The organism is Prosthecobacter sp., assembly GCF_020439865.1.
GTDB lineage: Bacteria > Verrucomicrobiota > Verrucomicrobiia > Verrucomicrobiales > Verrucomicrobiaceae > Prosthecobacter.
Map to the genome: position 1 here is coordinate 17,847 of NZ_JAGRPF010000033.1, position 13,111 is coordinate 30,957.

General features: G+C 61.4%; 10 protein-coding genes. 6 read left to right on the top strand and 4 right to left on the bottom strand.

What is annotated here, in order from left to right; all coding sequences use genetic code 11:
• The first annotated feature begins 7 nt into the window (after positions 1-7).
• Entirely contained in the window at positions 8-1,483 is a 1,476-nt protein-coding gene (locus tag KDL09_RS03025) for an NADH-quinone oxidoreductase subunit N (RefSeq protein WP_294381167.1), read from the top strand.
• A gap of 80 nt (positions 1,484-1,563) precedes the next feature.
• A complete protein-coding gene (locus KDL09_RS03030; RefSeq protein WP_294381169.1) occupies positions 1,564-3,321 on the top strand; it encodes a C39 family peptidase in 1,758 nt (585 codons plus the stop codon).
• 9 nt (positions 3,322-3,330) lie between these two features.
• On the opposite strand, the gene KDL09_RS03035 is transcribed toward KDL09_RS03030, so the two are convergent.
• Positions 3,331-3,762: a DUF5069 domain-containing protein gene (locus KDL09_RS03035; protein WP_294381171.1), complete on the bottom strand. Its 432-nt coding sequence runs from the start codon at positions 3,760-3,762 to the stop codon at positions 3,331-3,333.
• 44 nt (positions 3,763-3,806) lie between these two features.
• Positions 3,807-4,538, bottom strand: coding sequence for a hypothetical protein (locus KDL09_RS03040; protein WP_294381173.1), 732 nt, complete (start codon positions 4,536-4,538; stop codon positions 3,807-3,809).
• Positions 4,539-4,605: 67 nt separating this feature from the next.
• Here KDL09_RS03040 and KDL09_RS03045 point away from each other — a divergent pair, with 67 nt between their 5' ends.
• Entirely contained in the window at positions 4,606-5,700 is a 1,095-nt protein-coding gene (locus tag KDL09_RS03045) for an alpha/beta hydrolase family protein (protein WP_294381177.1), read from the top strand.
• Positions 5,701-5,703: 3 nt separating this feature from the next.
• On the opposite strand, the gene KDL09_RS03050 is transcribed toward KDL09_RS03045, so the two are convergent.
• Positions 5,704-6,852 carry a 6-phosphofructokinase gene (locus tag KDL09_RS03050; protein WP_294381179.1) on the bottom strand — a complete coding sequence of 383 codons (1,149 nt, stop codon included), beginning with the start codon at positions 6,850-6,852 and terminating at the stop codon, positions 5,704-5,706.
• Positions 6,853-6,965: 113 nt separating this feature from the next.
• Here KDL09_RS03050 and KDL09_RS03055 point away from each other — a divergent pair, with 113 nt between their 5' ends.
• The 3 genes from KDL09_RS03055 (at position 6,966) to KDL09_RS03065 (ending at position 10,735) form a co-directional block, all read left to right on the top strand.
• The gene (locus KDL09_RS03055) at positions 6,966-7,853 is read left to right on the top strand and encodes a DMT family transporter (protein WP_294381181.1); all 888 of its coding nucleotides are present in this window, start codon (positions 6,966-6,968) and stop codon (positions 7,851-7,853) included.
• Positions 7,854-7,897: 44 nt separating this feature from the next.
• Entirely contained in the window at positions 7,898-10,210 is a 2,313-nt protein-coding gene (locus KDL09_RS03060; RefSeq protein ID WP_294381182.1) for a CehA/McbA family metallohydrolase, read from the top strand.
• Between the two features lie 63 nt (positions 10,211-10,273).
• Positions 10,274-10,735 carry a hypothetical protein gene (locus tag KDL09_RS03065; RefSeq protein WP_294381185.1) on the top strand — a complete coding sequence of 154 codons (462 nt, stop codon included), beginning with the start codon at positions 10,274-10,276 and terminating at the stop codon, positions 10,733-10,735.
• 48 nt (positions 10,736-10,783) lie between these two features.
• Here the strand turns inward: KDL09_RS03065 and pbpC are convergent, their stop codons facing one another.
• A complete protein-coding gene (gene pbpC, locus KDL09_RS03070; protein WP_294381187.1) occupies positions 10,784-13,039 on the bottom strand; it encodes a penicillin-binding protein 1C in 2,256 nt (751 codons plus the stop codon).
• Between the last annotated feature and the right edge of the window lie 72 nt (positions 13,040-13,111).

Consider the following 13,111-nt stretch of genomic DNA (forward strand, 5'->3'; position numbering starts at 1 on the left):
TCCTGCCATGAGCGTTTTCACCATCGAAGCCGGCCTCGCTTTCCTCGGACTCGTCCTCTTGTTGGTCGAGGCCTTCAAGCCTGACATCTGCCGCCGCACGCTTGGCCTGATGGCCATCGCCGGAACGGCGCTTGCGCTCGTCCTGTTTGTTTTCGCCAAGCATGACACCGCCAGTCTGCCAGGCTTCATGCAGCCCTGGCATCAGCTCGACACGCTCGCGCTCTTCTACAAGGGCTTCGCGCTGGTTATCACAATCCTCGTGCTCTGGCTCACGCTGGAATGCGCACCTTATCTCACGCGTTTCACCGTGGATGGCAAACTGGCCGAAATGTTCAGCCTGCCGCTCATCGTCTGCGCGGGCATGATGTGGATGGCCTCCGCCCGTGATCTGGTCACCGTTTTCGTCTCCCTCGAACTCGTCACCGTCTCCTTCTACGTGCTCGTCGCCTTCGCGCGGAAGAGCGCCTTCAGTTTGGAAGCAGGGGTGAAGTATCTGATTCTCGGGGCGCTTTCCACGGGCGTGCTCGTCTACGGCATCGCCTGGATCTATGGTGCCACCGGAACCATGAGCTTTGACGGCATCGCCAAGGCGCTGGCAAACCCTGCCACCAACAAAACCGCAGCTTTGTTTGGGGCGGCAATCCTGCTTTGCGGACTCGGCTTCAAAGTCGCCGCCGCTCCCTTTCACATGTGGGTTCCGGATGTCTATCAAGGCGCTCCCACTCCGGTCACCGCCTTTCTTTCCGTCGGATCGAAAGCAGCGGGCTTCGTCGTCCTCACCCGTGCACTGGATGCCTTCCTCGTCGAGAATTCCATCATCGGGACAGAGATTCAGTCCCTTCTTCTTGTGGCTGGTTCGTTGACCGCGCTGCTCGGCAGTCTGCCAGCCATGTTCCAGACCAGCGTGAAGCGTCTGCTCGCCTACTCGAGCATTTCACATGCAGGCTACCTGCTCCTCGCCCTGGCCTGCCGCGAGAGCCCGCGCTTTGACCTTTCTTCCGGTGGTGTCGTCGCCTTCTACCTCGCCACCTATCTGCCCATGACCGTTCTTGGTTTCCTCGGTCTCGGCCTCATGCGCGCCAACGGTCTTGGAGAGGACATCAAGGACTTCGCCGGACTCGCCAAACGCAATCCGTTGCTCGCGCTGCTCATGACCGTGTCCTTTGCCTCGCTCGCCGGCCTGCCGCTCACGGCCGGGTTCCTCGGCAAACTTTTCGTCTTCCTCGGACTGGCAGATCACGGTTACTGGGGAGCACTGAGCTGCGCCATCATCGCCGCCGCCACCGGCTTCTACTACTACTTCAAGACCGTCCTCGCGATGTTCACAACCGAGGGCACAGACGCACCGGCCCTCAAGCTTTCGAGCGCCACCAGAGCTGTCGCAGGACTTCTTGCCGTCGCCATTCTTGTCCTCGGCGTCTATCCCAAGCCGTTGCAGAAGCTGCTCAAGCCTGCCAGCGCGACCATGGCGGCGAGGAATTGAGAATTCTTTGGCTCTCTGCTGAAGATGCCGTTTCGGGCGATGGTTGACATCGCTCCTGTATTTCGGGTATTTGTCTGCGCATGCGACACAAGCAGCTGCTTTCCATCCTCGTAGTCAGTCTCATCGTTGCAACAGCACAGGGGCAGCCGGCCAAAGGAGACATGGATGCGTTGATCGACTGGTCCGATCCCATGAGCCTGACTCAGGACAACGCCAGAAAGATCCTCGACACAATGTCCTTGGGTGAACGGTCAGCAATTTATTCGTACAAACACAACGATCAGGTGAGACAAGATTACTTCGCGTTGGGAGAGCAGGTGAATCCAAAGTGCGTCCTCTCGTTGTTCACGGGCAAACTCCCGCTGCGTTCGGTCTCTCTCATTTTTGGTCCGGAGGGGCTGCGAGAATTGAGTTTTTCCATTCATTCCGACCCACAAAACGAAGATTTTTTGCGAGGCGAACTGATCAAAGCGGCCGGTGGAATGAAGCCGGAGGCATATCCTTCACAAGGTGCACAGTGGATTCTGGAGAGGTTCAAGATGATGACTTACCGTGTGCAAACGAATATGCCTGGCGGACGTCAGTCAACCAATCCCGTCTATGTGAAGATCCAAAAGGCATATACTACAGACAAGAAAGAGGCAGAGGCGCGCAGGAATGCACCGGTGCTCAAGGCGAACCTGGATTCCATGCTTAGCTTTTCGACGCTCTGGAGTTGGTCACCCGATGACTTGGAGCAAAACTATGTGCTCAAACTCGGGGACCAGGACAAACAGCCAGAGCCCCCGCAGTTCGAGTGGATGAGCAGCACGAAGGACCGTGCGCGATTCTCCCGTCACATGTTCAGCAACGTGGAAACAAAGCTGACGATGTTCGGCGGTTCCATCAACGTCGAGGAAGCGATCTTGGAGTTTGTGAACGGCAAGGCGGCGCGTGCGACCATCTCCTTTTACAACCGCGGCGATTCAGGTGACATCGAGGTGCAGGAATTTGACCGTATCTTCAAAACCGTCGGCCAGAATCTCGGCCAGGTGACGAAAGTGGCTCCGAAACGCCAGATCATGTCGTCGAACGCAGCGCTTCCGGTCACGGGATGGATGTGGAGTTCTCCGGCGGGCATCGCCTTGCTGGAATACAACGAGTACAACACGCCCGGCAAGGTGACGAAGCCGGAGTTCCTGCGGCTGAAGCTCGCTGCGCCGGACCAGGCCGACTGGAGCATGGGAAAGATGGCTACGGGTGTACAGCGCATGGAGCTGCTGCAACGCGTGACCAAAACAACCGAGGGTGATGTGTACATTGCCGGTGTACCGATGGTGGACCAAGGGCAGAAGGGCTACTGCGTCGCCGCGAGCTGCCAGCGTTTGTTTGAATACATGCGCATTCCTTGTGATCAGCACGAGATGGCCAAGCTCGTCAGCGTTGATGCTGAGAATGGTGCGGACGTCGTGACGATGCAGAAGAGCCTCGCGAAGATCGACAGTGCTTTCAAGGTTACCTTCAAGCCGCTCATCAACCCAGAGCAGTATTACACGGCCGGCCGCAAACGCCGGGTGTCCGAAAAGCAGTTTGTCTCCATCGTCAGGGAGTATGTAGACAAGGGAGTGCCGCTGCTGTGGGGCTTGATCCTCGGCGAGAAGCCAGAGGATCCGCCGCTTCCAGGTGCGGGACAAACGCGCGGCGGACACATGCGCATGGTCATCGGTTACAATCTGGCCAAGAACCAGATTCTCTTCACCGACTCATGGGGCGCCGGGCATGAACTGAAGCGCATGGCGATGCTTGACGCCTACGACGTGACGATGGGCCTCTACTCGATGGCGCCGCGCGGCTTTTGATCGCTGCGGTTACGACGCGCGGCCTTCTTCGAGGTCCATCAGATCAAAGAAGGTGACGATGTCATCGCGGTGCCCGAAGCCGGCTTCGACTTTCGATTCTTGAAGACCCTTCGAGGCGGCATCGCGCCAGCCGCGCTTGTGCATGAAGCCGTTCCAGATTTCGATCTGCTCGGCATCCGGTTTGCGTCCGGTTTGAAAGCACCACTCGAGGACTTCTTCATCCGTGCCGCCTTCGAGCGTGCGCTTGGTCAGCGCATCGAAATCGACGCCGAGGAAACGGCAGACACGATCGTCGAACGTGCGGCTGCCGGGGATGAAGCCGAGGTGATAGCCGTCGGGCAGTTTGCCCTCCTTGGCGTTGAGACGAATCTTGTCGAGGATGCGACCGAACACGGCGATGCCGCCGACGAGATCACGAGGGGAACGAATGGGAAATGCCATGCGCCTCTTTAACGAGGACGCATGGCGGAGTCAATCGGGCTGCCTTATTCGGCCTTCTTCTTGGCCTTGGCTTTGCCCTTCGCCGCGCCTTTTCCAGGAGCAGCGGCAGGAGCCACCTTCTCGCCGGGCTTGGGCAGTTTGCTCATCGCTTTCTCCCACTCAGGATTCAGCGTGGCTTCGTAGATCGCGAAGTTGCGGAAATCGACGGACTGGCCGCCGACCGTGAAACCGGGAGAGGCCTTCTGCGTCAGGAACAGAGCATCCGCTCCCCAGGCGACGAGATCGTCCACCTTGCCGAGCATTTTGTCGCCGACCATCTCGAGGCGTACCTTGTGCCAGCCGTCGCCGAGTTCGGTTGGGAAGCGGGCGAAGACGACGGCCTTGTCCGGGCCTTCATGGTCGTTGTCGTCACGCTGGATGGTGACGGACTTGGGCGTGATGTTGATGCGCGCCATGTGGTCCTTCACGGCGTTGATGGAAAGACTGGTAGTGCGTGCGCCGGCAAACTTGAACTCGTATTCGATGACGAAGTCCTGCAGCTTGTTCGGCAGGCGGGTAACGGCGCCGTGCATGTCGGATTCGATTTCGGAACCGCGAAGCACGCCGTCCACGGCCTCCCACTTGCCCTTCGCGGCTTTCCACGGAGCGCCGGCACCGTCGCTGAGATTGTTTTCATAGATGGCCTTGCCGGTGATGGCGAGGAGCGGCTTGTCTTCGGCACGGACGCCGAATGCGGCCAGAGCGAGGCAGAGGGTGAGGAGGCTGGTGTGTTTCATGGGGCGTTGAAAACGGCGCCCCCGCATCCTTGTTGCACCCGTTTTCCGGACCTGATACAACCGCCCCATGCGCATGACAGCCGTCTGCCTCCTCCTTCTCCTGCTCCGCATGCAAGCCGCCGAACCCGCCCCATCTGAAGCCTGGCTGGCTCATGCCAAGATCGCTCCGCCGATGCAGGTCCCTTCAGCGCTCGATGCCTGGCAAAAACAGCGCGTGGAGATTCGCGCGAAGCTCAACGAATTGCTCGGTGATCTGCCGCCGCGACCGCCGGTTTCGGCGTTTCAAGTGATCGCCACCGAGGACAAGGGAGCCTACAGGCAAGAGACGATCCAGTTCGACAACGGCGCGGGCGAGATCGTGAAGGGCTATGTGTTTGTGCCGAAGTCAGCCACGCCGCAGACCAAGGCGCCGGCGATTCTCTACTGCCACTGGCACGGAGGGCAGTATGACATTGGCAAACAGGAGATGCTGCAGACGAATGCGACGCCGGTGGCTGCGGGTCCGGCGCTGGCGGAAGCGGGTTACGTGGTGCTCGGCATCGACGCGACGTGTTTTGGCGAGCGCAATGGCCATGGCCCAGATGGTCCGCAGCAAAAGGGCAGCGCGGGTGAGATGACCGCGGCCAAGTTCAATCTCTGGGCGGGACGCACGCTGTGGGGCATGATCCTGCGTGATGATCTGACTGCGCTTGATTATCTGTGCTCGCGTCCTGAGGTGGATGCGAAGCGCATCGGCGTGACCGGCATCAGCATGGGCTCGACGCGAAGCTGGTGGATCATGGCACTCGACGATCGCCCGCGTGCCGCAGTGTGTGTCGCCTGCATGACGCGCTACGAGGAACTCATCCGCGCCGGCATGCTCAAGGCGCACGGCATTTACTACTTCGTGCCCGGCATGCTCAAACACTTCGACACCGAGGCTGTGATCGCTCTCGCCGCACCGCGTCCGATGCTGTTCATGACCGGCGACCAAGACGGCGGTTCACCCGTCGACGGCGTGAAGCATCTCGGCGAGATCGTCAGCAAAGTGTTCGCCTTGCACGGCGAGGACGCGAAGGCGCGCTTCGAGAACACCATCTATCCCGGTGTCGGCCACGTTTATCTGCCCGAGATGTGGGAAAAGACGCTGAAGTGGATGGACCGGTGGGTGAAGCGTCCGTGACGATCACCACGAGCTCAGATCATCGTGTAGCTGCTCCATTTCATGGGAGAACTCGGCGCGTTCGGGCATGTCTGGAGTGCCGTAGGGGACGATCTCGACGATGTTCTTCCGCAGGGCGGTGATGCCGCTGCCGCTGCTCGTGTCGCCGATCGCCTTCCAGGCACAGTCGGCAAATCGTGCGGCGAGGATGCAGTCCTGCGGTGTGGTGTGACCACCACGTTGGAGATGGCCGAGTACCGACGGACGAACTTCGAGATCCTGGAATGGAGCGCCGGCGCGCTGGAAGTACTGCTGGAAGGCATCCATGAGCACGTAGGCGCGGTTGCGCTTCTGCGGCGGATCAAACTCCACCCCTTCCGCGACAAGCACGATGGCGTGACCGCGTCCGCGCGTCATCGCGCCTTCGATCTTGGCGGCCAGACGTTCCATGTCGGCGGCTTTGAGCGGTCCTTTTTCCGGCGTGATGATCATTTCCGCGCCGGAGGCCAGACCTGCCATGCGCGCGAGGTCACCGCTGGCACGGCCCATGGTTTCGAGCACCATCACGCGGCGATGGCTGCGGGCGGTGTCGATGAAATGATCCACGGCCCACACGAGCGTGTTCACCGCCGTATCGACGCCCAGCGCCATGTCGGTGAATTGCAGGTCGTTGTCGATCGTGGCGGGAATGCCGATGATCTTCAAATCGCTCTCCTCGGCGAGCAGGCGTGCACCGGTGAGCGAGCCGTCACCACCCACGACCACCAGGGCGCGGACGTTCAGGCCCTTGAGCAGGCGCAGCACCTTGGCGCGCACCTCTTTGTCATGAAACTCCAGGCAGCGTGCGGAACCGAGGATGGTGCCGCCTTTGCCCATGATGCCGCTCACGCTGGCGTGGTCCATCTGGATGATGTGAAGCTGCTCGGAGATCAGGCCCGCGCGTCCGGTGTGCGTCGCGATGTCCTGCTTCAGGCGCACCATCGCCTCCGTGTCGCCATTGACCGCACGGGCGGTACGTACGAGGCCACGGTAGCCGTCGCGGATGCCGAGCACGGCGATCTTTTCGCGGTTCAGGCCCAGGCGCACGATGGCGCGGAGAAAGGCGTTCATGCCGGGGGCGTCACCACCGCTGAAAAGAACGGCGACGGCTTGGTCTGGATAGGAAGCAATCATGGTTAACTGGTTGGGGGCGATTGCCTTAGCGAGCCTGCCATCCGTGGCAAGTGACGGCTGCAAGGAACCGATTCCCGCCCTTGATCGCCGGGCGGCGCGTGTTACTGGCGCGCGTGTCTCCCGCCTTCGCCACCACGCTTTTTCCGCTCATCGCCGCCCTGCTCTATGCCTTCGGAGCCTTGGTGCTGAAGCGTTCCAGCGATCTGGGAGTGGGCCTCTATCGCACCACGTTTGTGGCCAATCTTATCGTCGCGGGGCTTTTTTCCTTCCTCTGGCTGCTCGGCGGCCCGCCGGTGGAAAAGGAGCTGATATGGCAGCCGGGTCTCATCGCCATGTGCCTGTTCGTCGGCCAGATTTCGCAGTTCCTCGCCTTGGAAAAGGGTGATGTGTCCGTCGCCGTGCCGGTCTTCGGTTTGAAAGTCATCCTGGTGGCGTTTTTCACGCCGCTTTTGATCGGTGAGGCCGTGAGCGTGAAGCTGTGGATCGCCGCCTTTCTCAGCGTGATCGGCATCACCTTCCTCAATCGCAAAGACGCCGACCAGCCGCCGCGGCACCTGCTCGTCACCTTCATCGCTGGTGGCACCGGCGCGGTGGCGTTCGCCGTCTTTGACGTGCTCGTGCAGAAGTGGGGCCCCACGTGGGGTGTCGGCCGCCTGTTGCCCTGCATTTTCTGGATCAATGCCCTGCTGTCCTTCGGCCTCATCTTCCGTTTCTCAGCGCCGCTGAGCGCCATTCGCGCCCAGGCCTGGCCGTGGCTCGCAGGAGGCTCCGCATTGTTCGGCATCCAGAGCATCACCTTCGTCAGCACCCTCGCCGTCTTCGGCAAGGCGACTTCCGCCAACATCGTCTATGCCTCGCGTGGCTTGCTGAGCGTCGTGCTTGTGTGGGCCATCGGCCACTGGTTCAAGAACGCCGAGCAGCATCTCGGCCCCAAGGTCATGCGCTGGCGTCTCGCCGGCGCGCTGCTCATGATGAGCGCGATCGTGCTGGTGGTTGTTTGAGGCGAATCGGCAAGCCGTCGTCGCCAGCGCGCGTTTGAGTGCGCATGAAAGCGCATCTCCTGCTCCTGACCGGCCTTGGCATGGCGAATCTGACATGGGCCGCCGAGGTCGAGCCGCAGCCCTTCCTCGCCGCGACGCAGCGGCTGATCGACGGCACCACCTTCCTCGGCTCGCCTTTCACCAACGATGAACTCGCCACGCTAAAGGCCGCCATCGCCGCGAACGACGCCGCCGCCGTCGCGAAGGCGCAGACCGTGCTGGATGCGCACTCGCTTTTCCGGGTGAACATCACCCCCGAGCAGCGCGTGAAGGTCGAGCGCGGCGCGGCGAAGGCCGTTCTCGATGAATCCGGCTGGCGGCAGTATCTCGTGCGCGTGGACAACGAAGCCGGAGTCACGGCGAAGCTCGCGGCGAGCAGCCCGCAGTCGAAAGTGGTTTATGTGCCCGGATCGCCGCCGGTCGCGCCGCATGCGCAGCCGCGTGATCCCGGCGAGCCGGCGCTGTCGTCCCGCTGGCTCGACATGCAGATGTTTGAATCACCGCCGATGCAGCCGGGCCTCAGCGGACTCGGCGTCGAGTATCGCATCATCCAGCTCTACAGCCGTGATGCGGGCAAGCGCGAGGCCACGTTCAGCTTCGACACCGGCCAGGGCACGCAGGACCTCGGCTTTCGCAATGAGGTGAGCGTGCTCTTCGACTGCCAGCCTGCGCGTGAGGTGAAGCTCGCCATCACGGATGAAAACGGCAAACCCTGCATCGCCGAACTGCTCATCAAAGACCAAGCCGGACGCATCTATCCCTCGCAGATCAAGCGCCACGCGCCCGACTTTTTCTTCCATCCGCAGGTGTATCGCGGCGATGGCGAAATTCTGAAGCTGCCCGACGGCGAATACGACATCACGTTCCGCCGCGGACCCGAATCCGTGCCCGAACAGCGTCACGTGAAGATTGCGGGCGCGAACATCACGCTGCCGTTTCAGGTGAAGCGCTGGATCGATCCGAGCAAGCTCGGCTGGTGGAGCGGCGATCACCACATCCACGCCGCCGGTTGCGCACACTACTCCGTGCCGTCGCAGGGCGTGCATGCGCCCGACATGGCGCGGCATTGCATGGGCGAGGATTTGAAGATCGGCGCGAACCTCACCTGGGGACCCTGCTTCGATTATCAAAAGCAGTTCTTCACCGGCCACGAGGACAAGGAGTCACGCTATCCTTTCCTGCTGCGTTACGATGTCGAAGTCAGCGGCTTCGGCTCGCATAAAAGCGGTCACCTTTGCCTGCTAAAACTCAAAGAGCAGATGTATCCCGGCGGCGATTCAACCGATCACTGGCCCACGCTTTGCCTCAACACCTTGAAGTGGGCGAAGAAGCAGGGCGCACTCACCGGCCCCGCACACAGCGGCTGGGGCCTGCAACCGCTCGCCCCGAATGATCCGGCACGTGACAAGCAGTACAAACTCGGTCTGCAAAGCGCCACCGACGAACTGCCGAACTACATCATCCCGCCCTTCAACGGCATCGGCGCCTGCGAATACATCGTCGATGTCACGCACATGGTCGAAGGTCCGGATGGCAAACCGGTGCCTGCCGTCGATTTCCTTTCGATGGTGGACACGCCGCACACCTGGGAGCTCAACATCTGGTATCACACGCTCAACGCCGGCTTCCGCACGCGAATCAGCGGTGAGACCGACTTTCCCTGCATCTACGGCGAGCGCGTCGGCCTTGGCCGCGCCTACGTGAAGCTGGACGACAAGCTCAGCTACGACGCGTGGTGCGAAGGCGTGCGCGCTGGCCGCGCTTACGTGAGCGATGGCAAGAGCCACCTCATCGACTTCAAGGCCAACGATCTCGAACTCGGCACTCATGACAGCGAACTGAAACTCGCGAAACCCGCGAGTGTGAAAGTCACCGTCAAAGCCGCCGCTCTTCTCGGCGACCAACCTCGTCCCGACATTAAAAACGCTCCTGCCGGTCAAAAGCCCTTCTGGGACATCGAACGCGCCCGCATCGGCACCTCACGCGACGTCCCCGTCGAACTCCTCGTCAACGGCGTCTCCGTGCAGACCCAAAACATCGCCGCCGACGGCACCATGCGCGATCTCACCTTCGACGTGCCCGTCGAAAAAAGCTGCTGGCTCGCCCTCCGCATCCGCGCCAGCTCGCACACAAATCCGATCTTCGTCATCGTGAACGACAAGCCCATCCGCGAAAAACGCAGCCTCGAATGGTGCCTCAAAAGCGTCGATCAATGCTGGTCGCAAAAAGAAGCACTCATCGATCCCAAAGAGCATGTCGACGCCGTCGCAGCGTATGAGCACGCGCGACAGGTGTATCGCGAGCGGCTGGCGGAGTGATCAAGTTCCGAGGCTTGATGATTGGCCTTGACCGTTCCCACCCCAACTGCCAGCCTCGCTGCCATGAAGACACTTTTGCTTTCCGCGCTCGGGTTCGTTTCGATTTGCAGCATGGTATCGGCCTATGAGGTGGCCGGCTCGAAGCCCATTGAGAAGCTGGAGTCCGAAGTTGCCAAGGTCATCGCTTCCAAGAAGCTCATCTGCATCGTTTACACGGGTCGCGATGAAAGTTGCCCGCATTGCGCCGCCGCCGCGGCGAATGGAGTCAAGGCGGTGCGGGGCTCCGCCGAGTGCGTCGTGATCAAGGAGGCGCAGGCGAAAGACAAGTCGTTCACCGCAAAATTCACGCCCGCGGTCCAGGCTGTGCTCGCGAAGCAGCCAACCAACGCCTGGGTTTCATTCAATGTGTTCGACGCAGAAATGAATACGCTGATTGCCTCGATTGGTCGTGAACTGGAAACAGACAAGAAGGCCACGAAGGAGTTCACGGAGAAAGTCAAAGCAGCGAGAGCGGCTTTGAAGTAAGGCTCACAAAAGTCTTCTGCAGTGAAAGGGAGCGCGGCTTGCCGGAGGCTACTCCTCCTGCACGATCACAAACGTCTTCGCGCTCAGGCCGTTCGCTTCGTCACGCACTTCAATCTCATGTCGTCCGGGTTTGAGGATGGCGAAGGTGTGATTTTCCTCGGGGCGGAGTTCGAGGGTCTTGGAACTCCAATGCGGTTGTGTGGCGCCGGCGGCTTGCAGCAGCAGGCGGCTGCCGTTGTTGCGGATGTCGGGATCGAGGATGACGACGGTGCCGGGGATGGGATTGGTGATGCGGAGTTGCAGACGTGCGTCGGTTTCGGCGGTGGTGACGAGATCGCCGAGCCAGTTGGCGCTGCTTCGCACCCATTCGGCGTATTCGCGTGGCAGGATGGCACGGCCGCGTGAGTCGTAGTCGCTCGCTTGCGCGACGGGCGGGAAGTGATCGGCGATGAACCAGTCCTCGCGGCTCACACGCGCGGGCGGTGTCTGCGGCGTGAGGCGTGTGCCGGTGCGCGGGTCGATGCGCGCGTGCGTGATGACCGCGGGGCGTTCAAACCACGTGGCGGGATGCTTTTCATGCAGATGCAGCATCACATCGCGGAAGATCGGCCCGGCGCCGGTGACGCCGCTGACATCCTGCATCGGCGTGTTGTCGAAATTGCCGACCCAGACGCCGACGGTGAACTCGGGTGTGTAACCGACCGTCCAGTTGTCGCGAAAAGTCGAGCTGGTGCCGGTTTTGACCGCGCATTTGAACGGCAGACGCAGAACCGAATAACTGCCGAAGGACATCTCGCGCGCCTGGTTGTCGCTGAGGATATCGGCGATGAGCCAGGATTCGTTTTCGCCGAGCAGACGACGTTCTTCCGTTGCGGGAGCATTGCTGCGCAAACTCCACGGCTTGAACCGACCGAGGCGGGCGAGGCAGGCATAGGCGTTCGCGAGTTCGATGAGGCGCACGGAGGCGTTGCCAATGGTGAGGCCGAGACCGTAGTGCGCGGCGTCCTCGGTGAGAGTGGTCATTCCGAGATCGCGCAGGCGCGGCAGCAGTGTTTCCGCACCGCCAATGGAATCGAGCACGCGCACGGCGGAGATGTTGAGCGAGTTGCCGAGCGCGTAGCGATACGTCATTGGCCCGTAGCTGCGCAGCGAGTAGTTTTCAGGCCGGTAGGTGCCGCTGGCGGTGGTGAACTCGATCGGAAGATCGGCGACGATGCTCGCGGGCGTTGCACCGCGCTCGAAGGCGATCTCATACGTGAACGGCTTCATCGCCGAGCCCGGTGAATGCGGCGCCCATGCGCCATTGAGCTGACCGCCGTCGCTGGCAAAGAAATCACGCGAGCCTGCGAGCGCGAGCACCGCGCCGGTGGCGTTGTCGATCACGACGACCGCGCCGTGACTCACATGACGGCCTTTGAGCGCATCGAGTCGCTGCGCGATAATCGTTTCGACCTGCTGTTGCAACGTCGCATCGAGCGTCGTGCGGATCGTGGCGGCATTGGAATCTCCACGAAGCATTTCCACCGCATGTGGAGCTTCAAATCCACCGCTGAAACGTTGCAGCACGATGTGTTGATCCAACGCGACGCGATGCTGTTCGTCACTGAGCCAGCCAAACACGTGCATTTGATCGAGAATGCGCCGCTGCCGAGGCAGAACGGACTCCAGATTGCGAAACGGATTCAAACGCGCCGGCGATTGCGGCAGCGCGGCCAGCAGTGCGCATTCGGCAGGCGTGAGATCGCCAAGCGGCTTGTGAAAGTAACCGGACGCGGCCGTCGCGGCTCCGGTCATGAGATTGCCAAAGGAGATGCGGTTCGCATAAGCCGCGAAGACTTCCTCGCGACTCCATGACATCGCGAGATGACGCGCCTGCAGTGCTTCAACGAGCTTGATCCATAGCGTGCGCTTGCCGGTGCGCGGCGTGGTGTTCTTGATGAGCTGCTGGTGAATCGTCGAGGCGCCGGAGACGACGTGTCCGCTGCGTGTGTTGTCACGCGCAGCGCGAGCGATGGCGAGCAGGTCGATGCCGCTGTGCGAGAAGAAGCGTTTGTCCTCCGCGGCGAGCAGTGCGTGCACCAGCGGCTGCGGAATCTCCGCAAACGTCACCGGCGGAGCCGAGCGGTTGCCGTTTTCATCGAGCAGATGCCGCAGCGGCGTGCCGTCGCGGGCGAGGTAGCGCGTGGAGGGCGTCGCGGGCTTCAACAACGCCTCCGGCAGCGGCACCAGCCACGGAACACCCCACCAGCCGACCGCCGCAAGAGCGAACAGAGTCACGGAGAGGGCTTTCCAGCGTCGGCGCATGCGGAAAGGAACGCGAGGGCGTCGTGAAATCCAGCGCGGTGTTCTTGACCGTGGGCGTCAGCAGCGGAGCAT

Bases quoted from the DNA above. Each gene is read 5' to 3' on its own strand.
- KDL09_RS03025 (WP_294381167.1), top strand. From the start codon at position 8: ATGAGCGTTTTCACCATCGAAGCCGGCCTCGCTTTCCTCGGACTCGTC.
- KDL09_RS03030 (WP_294381169.1), top strand. From the start codon at position 1,564: ATGCGACACAAGCAGCTGCTTTCCATCCTCGTAGTCAGTCTCATCGTT.
- KDL09_RS03035 (WP_294381171.1), bottom strand. From the start codon at position 3,762: ATGGCATTTCCCATTCGTTCCCCTCGTGATCTCGTCGGCGGCATCGCC.
- KDL09_RS03040 (WP_294381173.1), bottom strand. From the start codon at position 4,538: ATGAAACACACCAGCCTCCTCACCCTCTGCCTCGCTCTGGCCGCATTC.
- KDL09_RS03045 (WP_294381177.1), top strand. From the start codon at position 4,606: ATGCGCATGACAGCCGTCTGCCTCCTCCTTCTCCTGCTCCGCATGCAA.
- KDL09_RS03050 (WP_294381179.1), bottom strand. From the start codon at position 6,852: ATGATTGCTTCCTATCCAGACCAAGCCGTCGCCGTTCTTTTCAGCGGT.
- KDL09_RS03060 (WP_294381182.1), top strand. From the start codon at position 7,898: ATGAAAGCGCATCTCCTGCTCCTGACCGGCCTTGGCATGGCGAATCTG.
- KDL09_RS03065 (WP_294381185.1), top strand. From the start codon at position 10,274: ATGAAGACACTTTTGCTTTCCGCGCTCGGGTTCGTTTCGATTTGCAGC.
- pbpC (WP_294381187.1), bottom strand. From the start codon at position 13,039: ATGCGCCGACGCTGGAAAGCCCTCTCCGTGACTCTGTTCGCTCTTGCG.